24 protein-coding genes are annotated in these 22,361 nt (G+C 66.1%); 13 read left to right on the top strand and 11 right to left on the bottom strand.

Annotated elements, in window-relative coordinates:
* Positions 1-37 precede the first annotated feature (37 nt).
* Positions 38-685 (top strand): TetR family transcriptional regulator, encoded by a 648-nt coding sequence (locus H7J89_RS12485; protein ID WP_264044258.1) that lies wholly within the window; start codon positions 38-40, stop codon positions 683-685.
* Positions 686-725: 40 nt separating this feature from the next.
* On the opposite strand, the gene H7J89_RS12480 is transcribed toward H7J89_RS12485, so the two are convergent.
* Both H7J89_RS12480 and H7J89_RS12475 read right to left on the bottom strand, forming a co-directional pair.
* Positions 726-1,130 (bottom strand): hypothetical protein, encoded by a 405-nt coding sequence (locus tag H7J89_RS12480; protein ID WP_264043963.1) that lies wholly within the window; start codon positions 1,128-1,130, stop codon positions 726-728.
* A 46-nt stretch (positions 1,131-1,176) separates the two neighbouring features.
* Positions 1,177-1,782, bottom strand: a complete 606-nt coding sequence (locus H7J89_RS12475) for a GNAT family N-acetyltransferase (RefSeq protein WP_264043961.1) — start codon at positions 1,780-1,782, stop codon at positions 1,177-1,179.
* A 66-nt stretch (positions 1,783-1,848) separates the two neighbouring features.
* Here H7J89_RS12475 and H7J89_RS12470 point away from each other — a divergent pair, with 66 nt between their 5' ends.
* A complete protein-coding gene (locus H7J89_RS12470) occupies positions 1,849-2,934 on the top strand; it encodes a F420-dependent hydroxymycolic acid dehydrogenase (RefSeq protein WP_264043959.1) in 1,086 nt (361 codons plus the stop codon).
* A gap of 159 nt (positions 2,935-3,093) precedes the next feature.
* Positions 3,094-3,672 carry a hemerythrin domain-containing protein gene (locus H7J89_RS12465; protein WP_264043957.1) on the top strand — a complete coding sequence of 193 codons (579 nt, stop codon included), beginning with the start codon at positions 3,094-3,096 and terminating at the stop codon, positions 3,670-3,672.
* A 52-nt stretch (positions 3,673-3,724) separates the two neighbouring features.
* Here the strand turns inward: H7J89_RS12465 and H7J89_RS12460 are convergent, their stop codons facing one another.
* Positions 3,725-4,621, bottom strand: a complete 897-nt coding sequence (locus H7J89_RS12460; protein ID WP_264043955.1) for a manganese catalase family protein — start codon at positions 4,619-4,621, stop codon at positions 3,725-3,727.
* A 158-nt stretch (positions 4,622-4,779) separates the two neighbouring features.
* On the opposite strand from H7J89_RS12460, the gene H7J89_RS12455 reads away from it, so the two are divergent.
* A complete protein-coding gene (locus H7J89_RS12455) occupies positions 4,780-5,478 on the top strand; it encodes a GAF and ANTAR domain-containing protein (protein ID WP_264043953.1) in 699 nt (232 codons plus the stop codon).
* 81 nt (positions 5,479-5,559) lie between these two features.
* The gene (locus H7J89_RS12450) at positions 5,560-6,855 is read left to right on the top strand and encodes an acyl-CoA dehydrogenase family protein (RefSeq protein WP_264044257.1); all 1,296 of its coding nucleotides are present in this window, start codon (positions 5,560-5,562) and stop codon (positions 6,853-6,855) included.
* Positions 6,856-6,969: 114 nt separating this feature from the next.
* Here H7J89_RS12450 and H7J89_RS12445 read toward each other — a convergent pair whose 3' ends face one another.
* The 4 genes from H7J89_RS12445 to H7J89_RS12430 form a co-directional block, all read right to left on the bottom strand.
* On the bottom strand, positions 6,970-7,425 hold the full coding sequence (locus tag H7J89_RS12445; RefSeq protein WP_264043951.1) for a MaoC family dehydratase: 456 nt from the start codon (positions 7,423-7,425) through the stop codon (positions 6,970-6,972).
* Positions 7,426-7,776: 351 nt separating this feature from the next.
* The gene (locus tag H7J89_RS12440; RefSeq protein WP_264043949.1) at positions 7,777-8,175 is read right to left on the bottom strand and encodes a DUF302 domain-containing protein; all 399 of its coding nucleotides are present in this window, start codon (positions 8,173-8,175) and stop codon (positions 7,777-7,779) included.
* Between the two features lie 74 nt (positions 8,176-8,249).
* The gene (locus tag H7J89_RS12435; protein ID WP_264043948.1) at positions 8,250-8,864 is read right to left on the bottom strand and encodes a mycothiol-dependent nitroreductase Rv2466c family protein; all 615 of its coding nucleotides are present in this window, start codon (positions 8,862-8,864) and stop codon (positions 8,250-8,252) included.
* Between the two features lie 29 nt (positions 8,865-8,893).
* Positions 8,894-9,178: a metal-sensitive transcriptional regulator gene (locus H7J89_RS12430; RefSeq protein ID WP_067946880.1), complete on the bottom strand. Its 285-nt coding sequence runs from the start codon at positions 9,176-9,178 to the stop codon at positions 8,894-8,896.
* Positions 9,179-9,412: 234 nt separating this feature from the next.
* On the opposite strand from H7J89_RS12430, the gene H7J89_RS12425 reads away from it, so the two are divergent.
* The 7 genes from H7J89_RS12425 to ag85C all read left to right on the top strand — a co-directional run bounded on the left by H7J89_RS12425 (position 9,413) and on the right by ag85C (position 16,688).
* A complete protein-coding gene (locus H7J89_RS12425) occupies positions 9,413-9,844 on the top strand; it encodes an MmpS family transport accessory protein (RefSeq protein WP_264043944.1) in 432 nt (143 codons plus the stop codon).
* The gene (locus tag H7J89_RS12420; RefSeq protein WP_264043942.1) at positions 9,841-12,759 is read left to right on the top strand and encodes an MMPL/RND family transporter; all 2,919 of its coding nucleotides are present in this window, start codon (positions 9,841-9,843) and stop codon (positions 12,757-12,759) included. Before H7J89_RS12425 ends, H7J89_RS12420 begins: the two co-directional genes overlap by 4 nt.
* A gap of 25 nt (positions 12,760-12,784) precedes the next feature.
* The gene (locus tag H7J89_RS12415; RefSeq protein WP_264043940.1) at positions 12,785-13,282 is read left to right on the top strand and encodes a metallophosphoesterase family protein; all 498 of its coding nucleotides are present in this window, start codon (positions 12,785-12,787) and stop codon (positions 13,280-13,282) included.
* Positions 13,283-13,339: 57 nt separating this feature from the next.
* A complete protein-coding gene (locus H7J89_RS12410) occupies positions 13,340-13,801 on the top strand; it encodes a MarR family winged helix-turn-helix transcriptional regulator (protein ID WP_264043938.1) in 462 nt (153 codons plus the stop codon).
* Positions 13,798-14,613, top strand: coding sequence for an ATP-binding cassette domain-containing protein (locus tag H7J89_RS12405; protein ID WP_264043936.1), 816 nt, complete (start codon positions 13,798-13,800; stop codon positions 14,611-14,613). The genes H7J89_RS12410 and H7J89_RS12405 overlap by 4 nt, the downstream gene beginning before the upstream one ends.
* Positions 14,603-15,421 carry an ABC transporter permease gene (locus tag H7J89_RS12400; RefSeq protein ID WP_264043934.1) on the top strand — a complete coding sequence of 273 codons (819 nt, stop codon included), beginning with the start codon at positions 14,603-14,605 and terminating at the stop codon, positions 15,419-15,421. Before H7J89_RS12405 ends, H7J89_RS12400 begins: the two co-directional genes overlap by 11 nt.
* Before the next feature lie 235 nt (positions 15,422-15,656).
* Entirely contained in the window at positions 15,657-16,688 is a 1,032-nt protein-coding gene (gene ag85C, locus H7J89_RS12395; RefSeq protein ID WP_264043932.1) for a diacylglycerol acyltransferase/mycolyltransferase Ag85C, read from the top strand.
* Positions 16,689-16,725: 37 nt separating this feature from the next.
* Here the strand turns inward: ag85C and H7J89_RS12390 are convergent, their stop codons facing one another.
* The 4 genes from H7J89_RS12390 to H7J89_RS12375 form a co-directional block, all read right to left on the bottom strand.
* A complete protein-coding gene (locus H7J89_RS12390; RefSeq protein ID WP_264043930.1) occupies positions 16,726-17,436 on the bottom strand; it encodes a YoaK family protein in 711 nt (236 codons plus the stop codon).
* 64 nt (positions 17,437-17,500) lie between these two features.
* Positions 17,501-18,868: a maltokinase N-terminal cap-like domain-containing protein gene (locus H7J89_RS12385; RefSeq protein ID WP_264043928.1), complete on the bottom strand. Its 1,368-nt coding sequence runs from the start codon at positions 18,866-18,868 to the stop codon at positions 17,501-17,503.
* Complete coding sequence (treS, locus tag H7J89_RS12380; protein WP_264043926.1) at positions 18,843-20,630, bottom strand: maltose alpha-D-glucosyltransferase; 1,788 nt, start codon at positions 20,628-20,630, stop codon at positions 18,843-18,845. Before treS ends, H7J89_RS12385 begins: the two co-directional genes overlap by 26 nt.
* Positions 20,631-20,751: 121 nt before the next feature.
* On the bottom strand, positions 20,752-21,801 hold the full coding sequence (locus H7J89_RS12375; protein ID WP_264043924.1) for a S1C family serine protease: 1,050 nt from the start codon (positions 21,799-21,801) through the stop codon (positions 20,752-20,754).
* Positions 21,802-21,940: 139 nt separating this feature from the next.
* Here H7J89_RS12375 and H7J89_RS12370 point away from each other — a divergent pair, with 139 nt between their 5' ends.
* On the top strand, positions 21,941-22,357 hold the full coding sequence (locus H7J89_RS12370) for a TIGR03668 family PPOX class F420-dependent oxidoreductase (protein ID WP_264043922.1): 417 nt from the start codon (positions 21,941-21,943) through the stop codon (positions 22,355-22,357).
* Positions 22,358-22,361: the final 4 nt, after the last annotated feature.

Below are 22,361 nucleotides of genomic sequence, written 5' to 3'. Positions count from 1 at the left end.
GCTTCACACAGTGAACAGCCGTACTCCTAGCTCACGGGTGCGCGGTTCTGGTCGCGAGCGCTCGCGCGAAAGTCGGTCACGCGAGGAGCGCAAGGAGGCGACCCGTCGCGCGATCATCGCCGCGGCACTCAAGCTGCTGCAGGACCGCAGCTTTTCCAGTCTCAGCCTGCGCGAGGTGACCCGTGAGGTCGGGATCGTGCCGGCCGCGTTCTATCGCCACTTCGAGTCGATGGAGGCCCTTGGGCTGGTCTTGATCGACGAGTCATTCCGAAGCTTGCGCGACACCCTGCGTGAAGCGCGGGCCGGCAAGCTCGACCCGAACCGGGTGATCGAATCATCAGTCGAAATCCTGGTCGCCAGTGTGGCGCAGCGGCGGGAACATTGGCGATTCATTGCCCGTGAACGCAACAGCGGGCTCAGCGTGCTGCGCTATGCCATCCGCACCGAGATCCGGTTGATCACCTCCGAGCTGGCCACCGACCTGGCGCGCTTTCCACGGCTGCACGAGTGGACCACCGAGGATCTCAACGTGCTCGCGACCCTGTTCGTCAACGCGATGATCGTCATCGCGGAGGCGATCGAGGATTCGCAGAGCGCCGAGGCGCTTCAAGACATTCGGCGGCTCGCCGTCAAGCAGTTGCGGATGATCGCCATCGGCATCGCCGGCTGGAAGAGCAAGCCTTAGCCGCGCCGCACCCGGAGTGAACAGTCGAACACTGGCTACCTCACTCCGTCGTCTGAGTGAAGTCCGGCGCCCCGTTCTCATCGACGACCTCATACAGCGACTGGCCGTCTTCGGGCGCGCCATCGATCTGGCCCCGCTGAGCGCGTCCGGGAGGACCGTCGGCAAGCCCATCCCCACCTTCTTCGGGGAAGTCGGGCGAGATGTCCGGCTCCTCTTCCGCCAGCCGGGCGTCCAGAGATTCGCCCTCGCGCTCTTCCCGCGCGGTCATGCCGAACCGGTTCGCTTCGCTCCAGCCCTCGGGCGGGTCGACGACGATGTCGCCGTCGTCGTTGTGCAACTCGTCGGAGTCGGTGCCTTCGCTCGCGTTCAACGTGTCACCGGGGCCGCCCTCCTCGGGGAAGTCCGCGGGGTCCACCAGCTCGTCGGCTTGGGGGTTTTCGCTCATGCGGGAACGGTTGCCCGCCGGATCGGGGGGCTAAACGCGACCCGCCCTAGCGCGGCGACCGCCACATCGCCCACATGGTGGGACCCTCGTCGGGGACGACGATCTCGCGGGTCACCGTGAAGCCGAAACGTTCGTAGTACGGCACGTTTTCGGGCTTGCTCGACTCGAGGTACGCCGGACAGTATTCGGCGTCGCAGCGGTCCAGCCGCGACCGCATCAACGCCTGTCCGAAGCCCTGCCCGCGGATCGCGGGGTCGCTGCCGATCACGGCGAGATACCAGTGCGGCTCCTCGGGATGCATGCGCTTCATCAGCTCCTGCAGGCCGCGCGCCCGCGCGGTACGAAGGCCGAACACCCGCAGAAACGTCGGAATCATCGCCAGCTCGCCCCGGCGGGTCTCGCGCCACCGATTCGGCGGATCCCACAGCGCCGCCGCGCCGATGTCCGGGCCGTCGCAGGCCACCTCGACGCCGCCGCAGCCCAGATGGTGGTGGCGGGTCATCGTCGCGAACAACCGGTGCAGGTTGGCGGCCCGCTCCTTCGGGTCGGGCAGCAGCCAGGTCGTCACCGGGTCGTCGTAAAAGGCCCGGCCCAGGGTGCGCGACAGCTCGCGGACATCGGCCTTGCGCGCCGGGCGTGGCTGGGGAGTCACCCGAGTCAGGCTAGCGGGTGAGCCACATCCGGGTGTCATGACCGGAGCGGCGGGTACGTTAGGGCGGTGACCGGCGTTTCGCGTCGCGCATTCGGGCGGATGGCCGCCGGTGCGGGCATGCTCGGCACAGCCGCCTGTGGGCGCCCGGGTCATGACCACGCCGCCCCTGCCGCCCCGCCACCGGCCGCGGTCAAGCGGGTGGGCGTGGTGCTCTCCCACGAACAATTCCGCACCGACCAGCTGGTGGCGCAAGCGCAGGCGGCCGAACAGGCGGGCTTTCAGTATGTCTGGGCCAGCGACCACATCCAGCCCTGGCAGGACAACGAGGGCCATTCGATGTTCCCCTGGCTGACGCTGGCGCTGGTGGGCAACGCGACCAGCCGCATCGCGTTCGGCACCGGAGTCACCTGCCCCACGTACCGTTATCACCCGGCAGTGGTGGCACAGGCGTTCGCCTCGCTGGCGATCCTCAGCCCCGGCCGGGTATTCCTGGGGATCGGCACCGGGGAACGGCTCAACGAACAGGCGACCACCAACACGTTCGGCAAATACCCCGAGCGCCACGACCGGCTGGTCGAGGCGATCAACCTGATCCGCCAATTGTGGAGCGGATCGCGAACCTCGTTCGCCGGCCGGTACTTTCAGACCAACGCACTGAAGCTCTACGACACACCGTCCACGCCGCCGCCGATCTTCGTGGCGGCCAGCGGACCCAAGAGCGCGACTGTGGCCGGTCAATACGGCGACGGCTGGATCGGTCAGGCCCGGGATGTCACGAACCCCGCACTCGTGGCCGCATTCAGCGCCGGCGCGGAGGCCGCCGGCCGCGACCCGGGCAGCCTGGGCAGGCGCGCGGAGTTGTTCGCTGTCGTCGGCGATAACGCCGAGGCGACGACGGCCGCCGGCTTATGGCGCTTCACCGCCGGCGCCGTCGACCAGCCGAATCCGGTTGAAATACAGCGCGCCGCGGCGGTCAATCCCATCGACAAGGTGCTGGCGAATTGGACCGTCGGTACCGACCCCGCCCCCCACATCAAGGCGGTGCAAGCGGTCCTGGACGCCGGCGCCGTGCCGTTTCTGCATTTCCCCCAGAGCAATCCGTTGACGGCCATCGACTTCTACCGCACCAACGTCTTGCCTAAGTTGCACTAGACGCGCTTCGGCTCGCCGCTACCCGGGCGAGACCGGTTGAAACGACCGTGTTTTGCCACAACCGCACTCGAGCTTGCGCCGCGGGCGGGCCGTTTCAACACCCCGGGCCCGGGTATCCGCAGGCCACTTCGAGTGACAAGCCTAACTGGAAGGCAAGGCATGGATGCAATCACTTTTCTTCGCCAGGACCACAAGAGTGTTCTCGGTCTGTTCGAGACGCTCGACGGGGCGCCGTCGGGCTCGGGCGCCGAGGCGAGCGGTCTGGAAACGGTGGTGAACAATCTCATCATCGCCGAGTCGCAGCACGAAGCCATTGAGGAGCAATTCTTTTGGCCGGCGGTGCGCGACGCGCTCGGCGACGGGCTCGTCGACAAGGCGATCGAGCAGGAGCAGGCCGGCAAGCAGCTGTTGCAGCGGCTCGAGGACGGCAAGCCCGGGGAGCCGGACTATCACGACGCGTTGCAGGAGTTCGTGCGCGCGGGCCGCGAACACATCGCGTACGAGCAGGACGTGGTGTGGCCGCAGGTGGAACTGGCGATCAGCCGAGAAGAGCTGGAGAAGATCGGCGAAAAGCTGGAACAGGCAAAGAAAATAGCGCCGACCCGGCCCCATCCGGACACCCCGCCAAACCCCACCGTGCTCAAGACGATGGGCATGGGGGCGGCAATCGTCGACCACGTGCGCGACGCGTTGACCGGCCGCGCGGCGGACAACCCGCCGGACCCGCAGGTCAAGTAAAAACTCGAGGGCCGGGCGCTGGATCCTCAGCGCCCGGCCTTCTTGTCCCCAATTAACTTGTGGGAACGTGTTGTTCGTGCGTGAAGGGCTTCTCGGCCTTGATGGCGGGCGAGCCCTGGGGGTTCTGCTGTGCGCCCTGGTTCTGGCGAGTGGTGCCGCCGAGCCAGTGCTGTTCGGGCTTCTCAACGTATTCCCACGACATGCCCTCCGGCCACGGCCCCTGGCCCTCGTTCCACGGGCCGCGGATCGATTCGCCGCCACCGTTGGACATGTTGAACGCGACGTTCTGGAAGCGCGGGTCACCCGGCAACTGCCCCGGCGGGAAGTTCACCGGAAGCTCGTTGAGCGCGGCGGTGAACTGCTGGTAGTGCGTCACCTCGCGGGTCATCAAAAAGTTGAGGGTGTCCTGCACACCGGGATCGTCGGTGTACTGCTTGAGGTACTCGTACACGATCTTCGCGCGCGATTCGGCCGCGATGTTGTTGCGCAGGTCGACGGTCGGGTCACCGTTGGCGTCGATGTAGGCGCCGGTCCAGTTGTTTCCCCCGGAGTCCTTGACGTCCGGCCCACCGCCGCTGAGCACCAAAAACAGCGGGTTGACCGATACCGAATGGATGATGCTGTCCCGGCCGTCGCCGCTGGCAACCGCCGGCATCCAGTCGCACTTCTCGTGGGCGATCTTCAGGTTGTCGTTGAGCCCGTCAAGCAACATGGTGATCATCGATCCGACCATTTCGAGGTGGCTGAGCTCTTCGGTCGCGATGTCCATGAAGAGGTCGTACAGCTTCGGATTCTTCTGGCGCAGCACGAAGGCCTGGGTGAAGTATTGCAAGGCGGCGGTGAGTTCCCCGTTGGCGCCGCCGAATTGGTCCATCAGCAACGTCGCGAACCGGGGATCCGGCCGGTCGACTCGTACCTCGAATTGAAGATCTTTGTGGTGAACGAACACTGGGTCTCCCTAAGCTTGTCGAGAAGGTTCTGGTGTCGGCGGATACCCGCGGCATGTGTCACCAAACGGCGGCGACAGCAACTGCTGAACGGTGGCCGGCGGGCACCGCGGGAGGTGCCCGCGTGACGCAACGGGATACATCATGGACAATCCCGCTTATGGACCTATCGGACCCGAGTTCCCAGCACGAGCTGGCGAGGCGCATGGCCGAGCTTGCCCGCGACATCGCCGCGCCGCGTTCGCTCGGTGATGTCCTCTCCGACGTGACCGCCGCCGCGGTGGAGCTCATACCGGCGGCGGACGTCGCGGGAGTGCTGCTGATCAAGGGGGGCGGGGACTTCGAGTCGCTAGCCGACACCGACGGCCTGGCCGCGGAACTCGACAAGCTACAGCACGACTTCAGTGAGGGCCCCTGCCACGACGCCGCCCTGAAGCAAACCATCGTGCGCACCGACGACCTCCGCGACGAACCACGCTGGCCCCAGTATGCGCCGGCGGCCGTGGAACGCGGTGTGCTGAGCAGCCTTTCGTTCAAGCTGTACACCGCGGAGCGCACGGCCGGCGCGTTGAACCTGTTCAGCTTCCGGCCCGACGTGTGGGACACCGAGGCCGAGACCATCGGCACCGTCTTCGCCGCGCACGCCGCTGCGGCGATCATGGCCAGCCGCCACGGGCAGGAGATGCAATCGGCGCTGTCGACGCGAGACCGGATCGGCCAGGCCAAGGGCATCATCATGGAGCGCTACGGCGTGGACGAACTGCGCGCCTTCGACCTGCTGCGCCGCCTGTCACAGGAGAGTCAGGTCAAACTCGTCGACATCGCGCAGCGAGTGATCGATACCCGCGGCGACGACTGATCCCCCGCCGCCGCCATTTACGATGGGGTGGCTTCATCGATGAGTCCGGCGCGGCGCTGCGCCGGGGAACGGGTGGCCACCATGTGGGATTTCGAAACAGACCCGGAATATCAGGCAAAGCTCGACTGGGTCGAAAAGTTCATGGTCGACGAGCTCGAACCGCTCGATCTGGTCGCTCTCGACCCCTATGACAAGAAGAACGCCGAGATGATGGCGATCCTGCGGCCGTTGCAGCAGCAGGTGAAGGATCAGGGCCTGTGGGCCGCGCATCTGCGGCCGGAGCTCGGCGGCCAGGGCTTCGGCCAGGTCAAGCTCGCGCTGCTCAACGAGATCCTCGGCCGTTCCCGCTGGGCGCCGTCGGTGTTCGGCTGCCAGGCGCCCGATTCGGGCAACGCCGAGATCCTGGCGATGTTCGGGACCGACGAACAGAAGGCGCGGTACCTGCAGCCGCTGCTCGACGGCGAGATCACCTCGTGCTATTCGATGACCGAGCCGCAGGGCGGTTCCGATCCCGGACAGTTCGTCACCGCCGCTACCCGCGACGGCGACTACTGGGTGATCAACGGGGAGAAGTGGTTCTCCACCAACGCCAAGCACGCCTCGTTCTTCATCGTCATGGCGGTGACGAACCCCGAGTCGCGCACGTACGACAAGATGTCGCTTTTCATCGTTCCGGCCGAGACACCGGGCATCGAGATCGTCCGCAACGTGGGCGTGGGAGCCGAATCGTCGGCGCGCGCCAGCCACGGGTATGTCCGCTACACCGACGTGCGCGTCCCGGCCGATCACGTGCTGGGCGGTGAGGGGCAGGCGTTCATGATCGCACAGACCCGGCTCGGCGGTGGGCGTATTCACCACGCGATGCGCACGATCGCGTTGGCGCGCAGCGCTTTTGACATGATGTGCGAGCGTGCCGTGTCCCGAAAGACGCGGCACGGGCGACTGTCCGATTTTCAGATGACCCAGGAGAAGATCGCCGACAGCTGGATACAGATCGAACAGTTCCGGCTGCTGGTGTTGCGCACCGCGTGGTTGATCGACAAGCACCACGACTACCAGAAGGTGCGCCGCGATATCGCGGCGGTCAAGGTGGCCATGCCCCAGGTGCTGCATGATGTCGTGCAACGGGCCATGCACCTGCACGGTGCGCTCGGCGTCTCCGACGAGATGCCGTTCGTCAAGATGATGGTGGCGGCCGAGTCGCTGGGCATCGCCGACGGCGCCACCGAGCTGCACAAGATGACGGTGGCCCGCCGCACCTTGCGCGAATACCAGCCGGTTACAACGCCATTCCCGTCCGCGCACATACCCACCCGGCGCGCGGAAGCCCAGGCGCGGCTGGCCGAGCGGCTCGAGCATTCCGTCGCGGAGTTCTGACCCGGCGCGCCTGGCCGCCCGGCCCGCCTGGGCGCCTGGCCGCCTCACGACACATAAACCATGGCGACGACACGCCGTAAAGCGCCGCCGTGGTTTATGTCTCGCGGTAGTAGGTCACGACACGTAGCGGACGATGCTCTCGGCCACACACGCCGGCTTGGGCGCGCCCTCGATCTCGACGGTGGTCGACATGGTGGCCTGCACGGCGCCGTTTCCGACGTCGTCGACGCTGACCAGTGACGTCTGCGCGCGCACCCGGGAGCCGACCGGCACCGGGGCGGGGAAGCGAACCTTGTTGAGGCCGTAGTTGATTGCGAGCTTGATGCCGTTGACCGTGTAGATCTGGTGCTGCAGGCGCGGCAACAGGGCCAGGGTCATGAAGCCGTGGGCGATCGTCCCGCCGAAGGGACCGGCGGCGGCGCGTTCGGGATCGACGTGGATCCACTGGTGATCGCCGGTCGCGTTGGCGAACAGATTGACGTCTTCCTGGGTGATGGTCACCCAGTCGCTGTGGCCGATGGTTTCGCCGGTAGCGGCCGCGAGTTCGGCCACTGATTCGAAGGTGCGCATTGAGGTTCCTCCTTGCCTCCGGGCGCTAAGGATAGCGCCGAGGTCCTCGTGCCAGATCAGCCATCCCGGCCCACCGTTGCCCGCACGATCTGGTTTGGCGGCGCATGCACGGGGAATCCCGTCGGAAGTCAAGACCCGCACCGGAGGGAAGCAAATGGGAGAGCCGAAGGGCCACAAGACAGAGTCCGACGTCGAACCGGAGGCTCACGAGTCTCGGTCACGCGCCGCGGCCGGAGAGGCCGACGGCTCGTACGTGGGAGCGGCCGGTTCGGACGATTCTTTCGATGCCGGGGAAACGGGTGCCGAGGCGCGGAGCCAGCAAGGCTGACTCCCTGCACCTCAGCGGATCGGCTACCGGAGCGCGCCGATCGCGGCCTGCAATTTGGTGGTGGCCTGATCCGCGACCTCTTGCAGCGCCCCCTGCTCGCCTGTCACCTTCACCATGAGTTGCGGATCCATCGCTTCGACCAGAACCGCATCGCTTTCGGCGGGATCGGTCCGCACCACGACATTGCACGGCAATAACTGGCCGATTTGGCGGTGGATGCCCAGCGCGCGATGCGCCAACACGGGGTTGCAGGCACCGAGAATCACATAGTCCTCCATGTCCTCCCCGAGTTTGTTTTTCAGGGTGGCTTTGACGTCGATCGTGGTCAGCACGCCGAAACCCTGTTCGGCCAGAGCTTTGGTGGTCTGCTCCACCGCTTCCTCAAACGAGGTGTGCAACGTGGTGGTCAATCCTGATGTCATTTCTTCCTCCTCGGTTTCGATCTACCCGGAATTTCGTTAGGCACTAAGGCAATTCAAGCCCCGGTTGGTCAGAACTAACCCGCGGTGCGCGGGCGTTGCAGCTGGGCGAACTGGGGAACCGCACCCAAGGTGGCGACCGCATCGAATAGCGCGATCGAGTCCGCGACGTCGGGCAACGCGGTCAGGACCGGCCCGAAGAACGCATGCCCGTCGATGCGCAGGATCGGGCTCCCCCCGGTTTCGCCGAGCGCGTCTTGCGCCGCCTGGTGTCCACGTCGCACGACTTCGTCCAGCGATGCGTCCGAGGTGACCGCGGCGGTGGTGTCTCGCGCACCGGCCGCGGTCAAAACGTGGGCGACGAGACTGTCGTCAAGGGGCTCGGAGCCGTCGAAGTACCTTTCACCGAACGCGAAGTACGCGGCGGTCCACCCGGCGGCGCCGTTTTCGCGCGCGATGGCGGCCATCAGCCGGCCAACTTGTTGCGAGTCGCGCATGCGGGCCTGCTGAGGGGCCGGGAGTTCTCGCCCCTCGTTGAGCACCGCCAAACTCATCAGCTGCCAATCGACCGCCATGCCGGTCTTCTCGGCAACGGCGCGTAGCCACCGTGCGGTGTTCCATGAAAACGGGCACACCGGGTCCAACCAGAGTGTGACCGTCGATCCGGGTCGATCGCTGTCAGCGGGGTTCATTGCGCTTCCCTTTCGTCGGCACCGGCCCGTCACGCCAGGCTCAGGAACAGTTTTTCCAGCTCATCGATCGACACGGCCGGCCCGTCGGTGGGACTACCCTCCGGTCGGGCGATGCAGTCACGCAGCCCCGAGGCAATGATCTTGAATCCGGCGCGATCCAGCGCCCGCGATACCGCGGCCAGTTGGGTAACGACGTCCTTGCAGCTGCGGCCTTGCTCGATCATCGCGATGACGCCGCCGAGCTGACCGTGCGCCCGACGCAACCGGGCCAGGACGGCGTCCATGTCGCCGGGGTCGTGAACTTCGTTTGCCATGACTCCTTCATACCATACCCACGGGGGTATATCCGGAGCGATTGATAATACCCGGGGGGGTATGGTACGAATTGAGCTACGGTTCATGCCGCGACTCGCGGGTAGCAGTCACGCGATCACGTGCAACGTGTGCCCGCCGGCCCTCAGGTGCGGGCCAAACGGCCCTATTCGCTGGGGCGATGCGGGCTGAGACTCCGTACCAGAACGACCAGGTCACGAGGGAAGGAAACGTCAGTGTCCACGTTTCTCAGACGGGCGTGGGTGCCGCTGGTCGTCGTGGCGGCGGTCGCCCTGGGCGGCATCGCCGTCGAACGGCTCCGCGGCGTCTTCGGGTCCGACGCGATCTTCACCGCGACGGGCCGCAGCGCCGAACCACTCGAACCCTCGCACATCAAGCAAGTGACCTACGAGGTCTACGGCCCCAGCGGCACAGCTGGAACTGTGAGCTACCTCGACAACAACGCGCAGCCGGAACAGGTGGACTTCACCACGCTGCCGTGGACCTTCACGGTCACCACGACGGTGCCCGCCGTGATCGCCAGCGTGGTGGCACAAGGCAACAGCGACAACATCGGTTGCCGCATCGCCGTAAACGGTGTGGTCAAGGACCAGCGCTCCTCGGCCGGGCGGCACGCCCAAACCTCCTGTCTGGTCAAGGCCGCATGAACACCGATACCGAGACCCGTCCGAAATTCATGCGATTCGTCCGCAGGTTCGCGTGGCCCATCATCATCGGCTGGCTACTACTCACCGTCGCGCTGAACGTGCTTGTGCCCCCGATCGAGTCGGTCGCACGCAACCACGCGGTGACGATGTCGCCACAGGACGCTCCGGCGATGATCGCCGCCAAGCGCATGGGCGCAACGTTCCACGAGTCGGACTCCGACAGCATCGCGATGATCGTCCTGGAGAGCGATAAGCAGCTCGGCGACGAGGCGCACCGCTACTACGACTCCTTGGTGCGCAAGCTGCAGGCAGACCCCAAGCATGTGCAGCACGTCCAGAACGTCTGGGGCGATCCGCTCACCGCAGCCGGTGTCCAGAGCCGCGACGGTAAGGCCGCGTACGTCCAACTCAACCTGGCCGGCAACCAGGGCAGCACCCTGGGCAACCACTCGGTCGACGCCGTGCGGAAGATCGTCGACAAGTCAGAGCCCCCCAAGGGACTCAAGGTTTACGTCACCGGTCCGGCCCCCCTGACCACGGACATGAACGAGGCCGCCGACAAGAGCATGTTCAAGATGATGGGCGTCACGGGCGTGGTCATCATGATCATGCTGTTCATCGCCTATCGTTCCGTCAGCACGGTTCTTCTGGTCCTGGTCATGGTCGGCTTCGAGATGGGCACGGCCCGGGGGCTTGTCGCGCTGCTTGGAAACAACGAGCTGTTGGGATTCTCGACGTTCGTCGTTGCGATGCTGTCCTCGTTGGCGATCGCGGCGGGCACGGACTACGCGATCTTCCTCATCGGGCGTTACCAGGAGGCGCGTCAGGCCGGTCAAGACCGAGAAACCGCCTACTACACGATGTTTCGCGGGACCTCGCACATCATCTTGGGCTCGGGATTGACGATCGCCGGTGCCACGTTCTGCCTGCACCTGGCGCGGCTGTCGTACTTCAAGGCGCTGGGCATTCCGTCCGCCTTGGGCCTGCTCGTGGTCGTGGCGGGAGCGATGACCGCGGCCCCCGCCGTTGTCGCGGTGGCGACCCGGTTCGGCCTCCTTGACCCGAGACGGATGATCAAGACGCGCGGTTGGCGGCGCATCGGCACCGCCACGGTGCGCTGGCCCGGCCCGGTTTTCGCGGCCTCGCTGGTCATCGCGATCGTCGGCATTCTCATCATGCCGAGCATGAAAGTCAGCTACAACGACCGCTTCTACATACCCCGCGGCCTGCCGTCGAGTGTCGGGTACGCGGCCGCGGAGCGCCATTTCACCGCCGCCACAATGAATCCCGACATCCTGATGATCGAAAGCGATCACGACATGCGGAACAGCGGCGACATGATCATCCTCGACAGGCTCGCCAAAGACGTCTTTCGCTCGCCCGGAATCGCGATGGTGCAAAGCATTACCCGGCCGCTGGGCGGCCCCATCGAGCACACCTCCATACCCTTCCAGATCAGCGCCCAATCGATCCCGATCCAGCAGAACCTGCAATTCATGCGGGACCGCACCGACGACATGCTCAAGATGAGCGACGACCTCGGCGCCATGATCGTTTCGATGCAGCGGATGCAGGGCTTGGTCGGGCAGATGAGCGGCGCCACTCATCACATGGTCGGCGACATGCACGAGATGCAGGCCACGCTGGACGAGATGCGCGACCACCTTGCGGATTTCGACGATTTCGCTCGGCCGTTCCGCAGCTATCTGTATTGGGAACAGCACTGTTTCAACATCCCGGTATGCTGGGCTGCGAGGTCGGTGTTCGAGGCGATCGATGGTGTGGACAAGTTCAGCGAGAACATGAGCACGCTGATCAATGACGTGAACAACGTCGACGCGATATTGCCCCAGATGCTCGCCGAATTCCCACCGATCATCGCCGTCGCCCAGTCGATGCAGGGGACTCTGCTCACCATGCACAGCAGCTTCTCCGGCCTGGTCACCCAAATGGCGCAGATGACGGACACGGCGAGCGCGATGGGTCAGGCCTTCGACGCTTCCCGCAGTGGCGACTACTTCTACCTTCCGCCGGAAGCGTTCCAGAATCCCGACTTTCAGCGCGGGCTGAAGCTGTTCCTGTCGCCGGACGGCAAGGCCGCCCGCTTCATCATCACCCACGACGCGGACCCGGCAACGCCGGCGGGCATCGCCGCGGTCATGCCGGAATTGGCCGCCGCACATCAAGCGGTGAAGGGTACGACCCTGACGGGCGCCAAGTTCTACCTCGCGGGCACGGCGGCCATCTACCGCGACATCCAGTCGGGCTCCCACTACGACCTGCTGATCGTGGGGCTTGCGGCGCTGACGCTGATCTTCGTCGTGATGCTGATCATCACGCGCGCGCTGGTCGCATCCCTAATGATCGTCGGCACTGTGCTGCTCTCGCTGGGCGCCGCCTTCGGGCTCTCCGTGTTGGTGTGGCAACACCTGTTGGGACTGGAATTGAACTGGATCGCACCGGTATTCGGGCTGATCATCCTGCTCGCCGTCGGATCCGACTACAACCTGCTGCTGGTTTCCCGGTTCCAGGAGGAGATCGGAGCCGGACTGAAGACCGGCATCATCCGCTCCATGGGCGGGACGGGTGGCGTGGTCACCTCGGCGGGTCTGGTCTTCGCCTTCACCATGATGTCGATGGTCGCCAGCGACCTGCGCTCAATCGGCCAGGCCGGCAGCACGATTGGTCTCGGCCTGCTGTTCGATACGTTGATCGTGCGCTCGTTGATGACGCCGTCGATCGCGGCGCTGCTGGGGCGTTGGTTCTGGTGGCCGATGCGCGTGCGGCCCCGCCCCGCCAGCGCCATGCTGCGGCCCTTCGGACCCCGTCGCCTCGTTCGTTCCCTCCTGCTCGGCGAGGCGGCCGACGCGCCAATCACCAAGCCCGAAAAAGCGATGGCGTCGACGGCGAGGTAGACCAGAGGCGCGGCAAGATGGGGTTGTGCGGCTGCTGCTGATTTCCGATACCCACGTCCCCAAACGCGCCCGCGACCTGCCCGCACGGGTTTGGGATGAGGTGGGCGCGGCCGATGTCGTCGTGCACGCCGGCGACTGGGTGGTGCCCGAGCTGCTCGACGAACTCGAAGCCAGGTCGGCCCGGCTGGTCGCCTGCTGGGGCAACAACGACGGGCCGGCACTGCGGGCCAGGCTGCCGGAACGGGTGGACGTGACCCTGGCGGGCGTGCGATTCACGGTGGTGCACGAGACCGGCGCGGCGGCCGGCCGTGACGCCCGGATGTCGCGGTTGTATCCCGACACCCAGGTCCTGGTGTTCGGGCACAGCCACATCCCCTGGGACACCCGCACCGACGCCGGCCTGCGCCTGCTCAACCCGGGCTCGCCGACGGACCGGCGCCGACAACCGTTCTGCACCTACATGACCGCCAATGTCGCCGACGGGACGCTCGCCGACGTGGTCCTGCATCGCCTCCCGAAGTAGCGGGTACATACCGTCTGCACAGCTCCTACACATATATAGCTCGGCTACAGAGGTATTATGGAAAGGGTGAAGTCAAGTACCGACGTGGTCACCGAGGTGTTTCGCGTCGTCGGAAGATTTCGCCGGCAACTCCGCCGGTCGGCCGGCCGCGGCTTCGATTCGTCGCGGCTGACCGAGTCGCAGTCCGAGCTGCTGTGGCTGGTGGGCCGGCGGCCGGGCATCTCGGTCAACGCCGCTGCCGCCGAGCTCGGGCTGGCCCCCAACACCGCCTCCACCCTGGTGTCCAAGCTGGTATCCGGCGGTTTGCTGATGCGCACCGTCGGGGACACGGACCGCAGGGTCGGACGGTTACACCTCGCCGACCCCGCCCAGCAGATCGTCGACGCGTCCCGGGCCGCGCGGCGAGCGGTGCTGGCCGAGGTGCTCGCCGAACTTGACGGCGACCAAATCGAGGCTTTGACAAAAGGATTGGAGGTCATTGAGATGATGACCCAGACACTGCAGGAGCGACGGCCATGAGCGCATCACTGCCGATGGCGATCGATGCCAGGCACCTGACCTATCGGTACGGCCAGTTCACCGCCGTCAACGACGTGACGTTGCAGGTGCGGCCGGGCGAAACCATGGGGCTGCTCGGTCCGAACGGCGCCGGGAAGACGACCATGGTCCGGATGCTCACCACGCTGGCGCCGGTGCAGCAGGGCGAATTGCGCGTCTTCGGGTTAGACGCCCGCCGCCAAACCACCGACATTCGCAGCAATATCGGCTATGTGCCGCAACAACTCTCGATCGAGCCCGCATTGACGAGTCGGCAAAACGTCGAATGGTTCGCGCGGCTCTACGGCGTGCCCCGGGCCGAGCGTTCCGACCGGGTCGGGCAGGCGCTGGCGGCCATGGACCTGCTAGACGTCGCCGACCGGCCGGCCTCCGCGTATTCCGGCGGCATGGTCCGCCGCCTCGAGGTGGCGCAGGCGCTGGTGAACCGTCCGTCACTGCTGGTTCTCGACGAACCGACCGTCGGGCTGGACCCGATCGCGCGCGACGGCGTCTGGACACAGGTGCAGAAGATGCAGGCGCAGTTCGGGATGACCGTGCTGCTGACCACCCACTACATGGAAGAGGCCGACGCGTTGTGCGATCGCGTCGCACTGATGCACCAGGGTGAGTTGCGCGCGGTGGGCACGCCCGCCAAGTTGAAGTCGACGGTGTCGCCGCGCGCAACCCTCGAGGACGTGTTCCGCCACTATGCCGCATCGGGCTTGGAAGACGAGTCGGCGGGATCGTTCCGCGAAATCCGTTCTGCCAGAAAGGTTGCGCGCCGTGTCGGTTGATAGCGCCATGCCGGGTACCCTGGTCCGCGCGCCGCGCGGATGGCAACGGGTCGGCGCCGTGTTGAGCCGCATCGGCGCGTTCGCGATCGTCGAACTGCAGAAGTTGCAGCACGACAGGACCGAGCTCGTCACCCGGATGGTGCAGCCGGCGCTGTGGCTGTTGATCTTCGGAACCACCTTCAGCCACCTGCACGTCATCCACACCGGGTCGGTGTCCTACCTGGCCTTCCTGGCGCCGGGGATCATCGCCCAGTCGGCGCTGTTCATCTCGATTTTCTATGGGATACAGATCATTTGGGATCGAGACGCCGGTGTCTTGGCCAAGCTGATGGTGACACCGGCGCCTGCATCGGCGCTGATCACCGGCAAGGCGTTTGCGGCCGGGGTCCGCTCGGTGGCCCAGGTGGTCGGCGTGATGGCGTTGGCGTATCTGATGAATGTCGGCCTGACGGTCAACCCGCTGCGAATTCTGGCGGCGATGGCCGTCGTCATGCTCGGCGCCGCGTTCTTCGCCTGCCTGTCGATGACGCTGGCCGGCCTGGTGCGCAATCGCGATCGCCTGATGGGAATAGGCCAGGCGATCACGATGCCGCTGTTCTTTGCCTCCAACGCGCTGTACCCGGTCGACGTGATGCCAACGTGGCTGCACGTGTTGAGCAGGGTCAACCCGCTCAGTTACGAGGTCGACGCCCTACGGGGGCTGCTCATCGGCACGCCCTTCAACCCGATGGACATCGTCGTGCTGGTGGTGGCCGCGGTGCTCGGAATCGCCGCCGCGTCAACGTTATTGCGCCGGCTCGTCGCCTAGGAACGGCGGGCGGCGTTAGCCCATGCGCCGGCCGTCGGGAAGGCCGGCGTGCGGTTCCGATAGCCAATCGTGATGCAACGGTGACGATTCCGGGCTGACTCCCAATCGTTAGCCAACCGCGATGTGAAGCTTCGGCCGTGACAGGCGAATCGAGCCCTCCCCACGTGTTTGACTGCCCAGCGAACAGATTCGACCGCCGCACATGGCAGATGAAAGTTGGGATGGGTAGAGAGCTATGAAGTTCTTCGAAGAGTTGCGGAAGTTGCGTGGCGCCGCCGCGACCATGCCGCGCCAACTGGCGGTCGCGGCTGCGGGGGCTGCCCTGGTGTCTGGCCTCGTCACCGCTGCCGGCGGCGCGGCTACCGCGGGGGCGTTCTCGAAGCCGGGGCTGCCGGTGGAGTACCTGGAGGTGCCCTCACCGTCGATGGGCCGCAACATCAAGGTCCAGTTCGAGGGGGGCGGACCGCACGCGGTGTACCTGCTCGACGGTTTGCGGGCCCAGGACGACTACAACGGCTGGGACATCAACACCCCGGCCTTCGAGGAGTTCTACCAGTCCGGCCTGTCGGTGGTGATGCCGGTCGGAGGCCAGTCCAGCTTCTACAGCAACTGGTACCAGCCGTCGACGAGCAATGGGCAGAACTACACCTACAAGTGGGAGACGTTCCTGACCCAGGAGATGCCGCTGTGGCTGCAGGCCAACAAGCAGATCTCGCCGGCCGGCAACGCCGTTGTGGGCCTGTCGATGTCCGGTGGCTCCGCCCTGATCCTGGCGTCGTACTACCCGCAGCAGTTCCCCTACGCCGCATCGCTGTCGGGCTTCCTCAACCCCTCCGATGGCTGGTGGCCGACGCTGATCGGCCTGGCGATGAGCGACTCGGGCGGCTACAGCGCCAACAGCATGTGGGGTCCGTCCACCGACCCGGCGTGGAAGCGCAACGACCCGATGGTCCAGATCCCGCGCCTGGTCGCCAACAACACCCGCATCTGGGTGTACTGCGGCAACGGCACACCCAGTGACCTGGGCGGCGACAACATGCCGGCCAAGTTCCTGGAAGGCCTCACGCTGCGCACCAACCAGCAGTTCCAGAACACCTACGCCGCCGCCGGCGGGCGCAACGGGACGTTCAACTTCCCGGCCAACGGGACGCACTCGTGGCCCTACTGGAACCAGCAGTTGGTCGCGATGAAGCCCGACATCCAGCAGGTGCTGCTGGCCAGCAACACCACGGCACAACCGGCGCAGCCGGCACAGCCAGCCGCCTAACCCCGAACCAGCATCGGCAGTAGCGCACCGGTCAGCGCTACTGCCGATGCTTTTGGTCGGACCGTTGCATCAACAAAGCGCGCCGGTCCTGGTGAAAGTAGGTGTACCCGGTCGTTACCGCACAAAGGGACGTGGCCATCACCAGCATCCAGGTCCCGTTGACGACGACACTGATCAAACCGCCCACCGCCGCGCCCACGACAAAGCTGGCCAACAGCAGGAAGTAACCGAGCCAGTCCGAGACGTTTCCACCGCCAGCGATGTGGCGCTCGATGCCCTGGCCCATCTTGACGGTCGTGCCGGTCACATAGCTCAACGGCACCGAAACCTCGCCATCTTTGACAAAAGAGGTGTTCAACGCCCCGGTACCAAACGCCAGCAGCATCATCGGCAAGAAATCGACGAGATTCTCCTCCCAGCCCTCATCGAGGACGTCGACAACTGTGGCGGCCGCCAAACTGAAGGTGGTCAGCACCGTCGGGCCGTGCGGATGGTCCACCCAGAAAAATCGCCGGCACAGCGAGGCAACGACCACGCCGGCGACGAACGCCGCAATTAGCAACCCGGCACTTGCGGCCAGCCACCCTTGCCCCGTGAAGTAACCGAGCACGGCGCGTTGGGCGTTACCGGTGATGAAAACCACGAAGTAGCCCGCGGAGTGGGTGAAGGAGATCGCGCCCACCACACCGGCCAGCACCGCCAGCACCCATGACAACCGCGCCTCGCTATTGAAGGTTTCGCTTGTCACGCTGACATGCTGTCAGACGCTCGCCGACCCCGCAGGGGAGGCATATCAAATTCCTATCCTGCGCCTATGAGGCGGTGAGCCGGGCGATCGAGCGCAGCGGGATCGGCAGCCACCCGGGCCGGTGCCGCGCCTCGTAGCCGGCCTCATACACGGCCTTGTCCAGCTCGTAGGCGGCCAGCAGTTCGGCCGAGTCGCGCGGGTCGGTGCCCGACGCGGCGGCGTAGCCCTCGCAGAACGCGGTCCGGTTGCGCTCGACCCATTCCCGGGCGCGGGCGGCCAGTTGCTTGTCGGCCGCCTGGTCCACCAGGGGTCCGTACGCGGCGTATTCGAAGGACCGCAGCACACCTGCCACGTCGCGCAGCGGTGAGTCCGGCGCCCGGCGCTCGTCGAGCGGCTGCCCCGGTTCGCCCTCGAAGTCGATGAGCAACCAGCTTTCGGGCGTGCGCAGCACCTGCCCGAGGTGCAGGTCCCCGTGTACCCGCTGCACGGCGATCGTCTGGCCGGCGAGTTTGGCGAATCGCTCCTCGATGGTTGCCGCGTACTCCTGCAGCTCGGGCACCTTCGCCACGGTCGACGACAGCCGCCCCAGCACGGTGTCGACCGGGAAGGCCGACTGCGCCGTTCCCAGGGACTCGGCCAGCGTTGCGTGCACGGACGCCACCGCCTCGCCGAGCCGGCAGGATTCGCCGGCGAAGTCACCGCCGACTTCGTAGGCATACAGGTCGCCTTCCGCGAACAGGTCGCGGACGCTGGCGGTGGCCATCGCCCACCCCTCGGCGGCGTTGGACGCGAACTCCGTCACCATGCCGAGCGGCCACGCCTCATCGGCCGTTCCGTCGGGGGCGGCCATCTCGTAGGTGCCGAGCAGCCGTGCCACGTGCGGATTACCCGCACGTGCCAGCACCCGGTTCAGTTCGATGTCCGGGTTGATGCCGCTGCTGACGCGGCGGAACGCCTTGAAGATCGCGTCCCGATCGAAGATCACGCTGGTATTGCTCTGTTCGGCGTCCGAGACGTGCGGCATCGCCTCCAGCGGCAGCACCGCGTCGGGTTCCTTGACGAACCTCACCTCGGTGCCCGACGCGGTCCGAACGTCCGACGAATCGATCAGCGACAGCAGGAACTGCGGCGCCTCGGTGTCGTACAGGCCGTCGAAACCGGTGCGGTCACCGGCGGCGCCGATGGTGGCCACGGTGCTGTACTCGGAGACCGGCGCGGCATCCCATCGCACGATCACCTGGTAACGCTCGGACGAGCCGTCGGCGTACTGGGCGTCGACCAGCACCAGGTCGAGGTCCTCCCGCAGCGGGACGACCACGGCGGCCTCGGCGGAGGTCAGTTCTCGATTGCGCCCGGCGTACCACCGCTGCTGCGGGAGCCAGTCCGACCAGGGCAATTTGGCTGGCTCAGTCATGTCGCCGCTCCTCGTCATCCTCACATGCGGTCAGCTGGAACCAGTAGAAGCCGTGCCCAGGCAACGTCAGCAGGTAGGGCAGGTGCCCGATCCGCGGAAATTCGACGTGCCCGGTCAGTTCCACCGGTGTGCAACCGCTCCAGTGCTGCAGGTTCAGTTCGATCGGCTGCGGGAACCGCGACAGGTTGTTGACGCACAACACCGTGTCGCCCCCGTCGGACGCCTGGCGCACGAACGCCAGCACGGACGGGTTGGAGCCCCCTAGCTCCTCGAATGTGCCGATCGCGAAGGCCTCGTGGCGGCGCCGCACCGCCAGCATCACGCGGGTGAAGTTCAGCAGCGACGTGGACGTGTCGCGTTGGGCCTCCACGTTGACGGCCTGATAGCCATAGACCGAGTCCTGGCTGGCCGGCAGGTAGAGCCGGCCCGGGTTGGCCTTGGAGAACCCGGCGTTGCGGTCCGGCGTCCACTGCATCGGGGTGCGCACGCCGTCGCGATCACCCAACCAGATGACGTCGCCCATGCCGATCTCGTCGCCGTAGTACAGCACCGGCGAGCCGGGCAGCGACAGGAGCAGCGCGGTGAACAGCTCGATCTGGTTGCGGTCGTTGTCGAGCAGCGGCGCCAGCCGGCGCCGGATTCCGACGTTCGCCTTCATCCGAGGATCCTTGGCGTACTCGGAGTACATGTAGTCACGTTCCTCGTCCGTGACCATCTCCAGTGTCAACTCGTCGTGGTTGCGCAGGAAGATTCCCCACTGCGCCATGTCGGGGATTTCCGGCGTCTGCGCCAGGATCTCCGAGATCGGAATGCGCGACTCCCGGCGAACCGCCATGAAAATGCGCGGCATCAGCGGGAAGTGGAACGCCATGTGGCATTCGTCGCCGCCGGTGCTGGTGTCGCCGAAGTACTCGACCACGTCGGCCGGCCACTGGTTGGCCTCGGCCAGCAGCACGCGTCCCGGGAATTCGTCGTCGATGACCTTACGGACGCGCTTGAGGAAGGCGTGCGTCTCGGGCAGGTTCTCGCAGTTGGTGCCCTCCCGTTCGAACAGGTAGGGCACCGCGTCCAGGCGGAACCCGTCGATGCCCAGGCCGAGCCAGAAGCGCAGGACATCGATCATGGCTTCCTGCACGGCCGGGTTCTCGTAGTTCAGGTCCGGCTGATGCGAGAAGAACCGGTGCCAGTAGAACTGTTTGCGCACCGGGTCGAAGGTCCAGTTGGACTCCTCGGTGTCGACGAAGATGATCCGGGCATCGGTGTACTTCTCGCTGGTGTCGCTCCACACGTAGAAGTCGCCGTACGGGCCGTCTGGATCGTGCCGCGACTCCTGGAACCAGGGGTGCGAATCCGAGGTGTGGTTCATGACCAGGTCGGTGATGACCCGGATGCCCCGCTCGTGCGCGGCGTTGAGCAGCGCGACGAAATCCTCGACCGTGCCGAACTCGGGCAGCACCTTGTAGAAGTCCCGGATGTCGTAACCACCATCACGCAGCGGCGAGTCATAGAACGGCGGCAGCCAGATGCAGTCGATGCCCAGCCACTGCAGGTAGTCCAGGCGGCCCAGGAGTCCGCGCAGGTCGCCCGACCCGTCCGCGTTGGCGTCGAAGAACGCCCGTACCAGCACCTCGTAGAAAACGGCGTGTTTGAACCAGGTCGGGTCGGTGGGCAGCGCGGCGGCATTGTCGAAGTCATCGGACTCGGGGTGCTCGACGACACCGTCCTGGACGTGACTGCCCTCTCCGGGATGGTGCTCGACAGCTTCTCTTGCGTCGTTCATCAAATCCACGATGCCACGGGTACCCGAGGCGCGACATTCGGAATCACGCCCACTGACATGTGACGAAAAACGCCCGGCGCCAACAGAATTGGCCGCCCGCCGGGCATCATCGAGAGGGGGATCAGGCCGGAGGTCCGTCCGCCAGCGTCACGTTCGTCGTGCGATCGCCGCCCCCGGCGGAGCGGTAGCGCACCGTGATGTTGTCGCCGGGGTGGTGCGGGACGAGCACCTCGGTCATCGACGTGGCCCCGGTGATCGCGACGTTGTCCACCCCGGTGATGACGTCGCCCGGGGAGATCCCGGCCGCCGCCGCGGGGCCGCCGGTGACCACGCGCTCGACGCGCGCGCCGTTGCCGCTGCTGTCGGTCACACCCAGCCCGAGGAACGCGGTCGGGCCGATGTGCACGGTGTTCGAGCCGGCGCCCGACCTGATCTGACCCGCCACGCCCATCGCCCTGCCGATCGGGATGGCGAAGCCCTGCCCGCCGCCCGACATCTTGTAGTTGTCGGTGGCGGCGGTGTTCACACCGACGACCTGCCCGGCGTTGTTGACCAGCGGACCGCCGGAGTCGCCGGGGCGGATCGGTGTGTCGGCCTGGATCAGCCCGCCCAGCGACTCGTTGGCGCCGGTCAGCGTGTCGGTAGCCGAGACGGACTGGTTCAGCGCGATGACCTTGCCGGAGACCGCGCTGGGCGTTCCGCCCTGGCCGCCGGCGTTGCCCATCGCGACGACCGGCTCGCCCACCGTCACACCGCCGCCGATCGCGGCGGTCGGAAGGCCGGCCCCGCCGCGGAGTTGCAGCACCGCGATGTCCTGGGTGCGGTCATAACCGACCACGTCGACGGCGTATGTCTGCCCATCGCCGACGTCGAACGCGCTGATATCGGTCGCGCCGGAGATCACGTGATTGTTGGTCAGCACGACACCGTTGGGGTCGATGACGATGCCGGTTCCGGCGCCCACCGCGTTGTTGTAGCCGAACTTGGTGCTGATGTTGACCACCTGCGGTCCCACCTGGCCGACCAATGCCGCCGGGTCGAGGGGAGCCTGAGGCTGGGTGAATGGCGCTGCGGTCGCCGGCACGGTGCCCAGGCCGAGGCCCAATCCGACCACAGCCAGCACGCTCACCAACCACGACCACGAGACCGAGCGGTGGTGCGATTTGCTCATCCGTCACCCTTCCTGCTTTGCGGTAACACCAAACTGTCCCGGCCTTGCGGTTCTGGGCGGCACAATGGTGTGTATATAACCGTAATGCAGGTAGCTATTCATGGCAGTGGCAAGGTTCGGATCCGCCTAGGCTGACACGGTGGGCGAATTCGACCCCAAGGCCAGCTTCACCCGATCCCCGGTGGCCCGGCTGGCCACCATCGCGCCCGACGGCTTCCCCCACCTGGTGCCGGTGGTATTCGCGGTCGCTGACGGCGCTCCCGACGTGGTGTACACCGCCGTCGACGCGAAGCCCAAGACGACGCGGCGGCTGCGGCGACTGGCCAACATCGAAGAGAACCCCCACGTGAGCCTGCTCGTCGACCATTACGCCGACGATTGGACGCGGCTGTGGTGGGTGCGGGTCGACGGTGCGGCCAGCATCCATGCCGACGGGCCGGCGATGGAGTCCGCATACCGGCTGCTGCGCGCCAAATACCCTCAGTATCAATCCGTTCCGTTGGACGGGCCGGTGATCGCGATCGCGGTGCGCCGCTGGTCGAGCTGGCACGCCTGACGGA

The sequence above is a fragment of the Mycobacterium paraffinicum genome (assembly GCF_025822865.1).
Classification (GTDB): Bacteria; Actinomycetota; Actinomycetes; order Mycobacteriales; family Mycobacteriaceae; genus Mycobacterium; species Mycobacterium paraffinicum.
This window is presented reverse-complemented; position numbering and strand designations above follow the sequence as displayed.

What these genes read in the sequence shown, in the direction of transcription:
- H7J89_RS12385 (WP_264043928.1), bottom strand. Translation starts at nt 18,868, where the DNA reads ATGACGAGGAGCGGCGACATGACTGAGCCAGCCAAATTGCCCTGGTCG.
- H7J89_RS12405 (WP_264043936.1), top strand. Translation starts at nt 13,798, where the DNA reads ATGAGCGCATCACTGCCGATGGCGATCGATGCCAGGCACCTGACCTAT.
- H7J89_RS12430 (WP_067946880.1), bottom strand. Translation starts at nt 9,178, where the DNA reads ATGGCAAACGAAGTTCACGACCCCGGCGACATGGACGCCGTCCTGGCC.
- treS (WP_264043926.1), bottom strand. Translation starts at nt 20,630, where the DNA reads ATGAACGACGCAAGAGAAGCTGTCGAGCACCATCCCGGAGAGGGCAGT.
- H7J89_RS12455 (WP_264043953.1), top strand. Translation starts at nt 4,780, where the DNA reads ATGGACCTATCGGACCCGAGTTCCCAGCACGAGCTGGCGAGGCGCATG.
- H7J89_RS12420 (WP_264043942.1), top strand. Translation starts at nt 9,841, where the DNA reads ATGAACACCGATACCGAGACCCGTCCGAAATTCATGCGATTCGTCCGC.
- ag85C (WP_264043932.1), top strand. Translation starts at nt 15,657, where the DNA reads ATGAAGTTCTTCGAAGAGTTGCGGAAGTTGCGTGGCGCCGCCGCGACC.
- H7J89_RS12410 (WP_264043938.1), top strand. Translation starts at nt 13,340, where the DNA reads ATGGAAAGGGTGAAGTCAAGTACCGACGTGGTCACCGAGGTGTTTCGC.
- H7J89_RS12440 (WP_264043949.1), bottom strand. Translation starts at nt 8,175, where the DNA reads ATGACATCAGGATTGACCACCACGTTGCACACCTCGTTTGAGGAAGCG.
- H7J89_RS12450 (WP_264044257.1), top strand. Translation starts at nt 5,560, where the DNA reads ATGTGGGATTTCGAAACAGACCCGGAATATCAGGCAAAGCTCGACTGG.
- H7J89_RS12375 (WP_264043924.1), bottom strand. Translation starts at nt 21,801, where the DNA reads ATGAGCAAATCGCACCACCGCTCGGTCTCGTGGTCGTGGTTGGTGAGC.
- H7J89_RS12465 (WP_264043957.1), top strand. Translation starts at nt 3,094, where the DNA reads ATGGATGCAATCACTTTTCTTCGCCAGGACCACAAGAGTGTTCTCGGT.
- H7J89_RS12445 (WP_264043951.1), bottom strand. Translation starts at nt 7,425, where the DNA reads ATGCGCACCTTCGAATCAGTGGCCGAACTCGCGGCCGCTACCGGCGAA.
- H7J89_RS12480 (WP_264043963.1), bottom strand. Translation starts at nt 1,130, where the DNA reads ATGAGCGAAAACCCCCAAGCCGACGAGCTGGTGGACCCCGCGGACTTC.
- H7J89_RS12435 (WP_264043948.1), bottom strand. Translation starts at nt 8,864, where the DNA reads ATGAACCCCGCTGACAGCGATCGACCCGGATCGACGGTCACACTCTGG.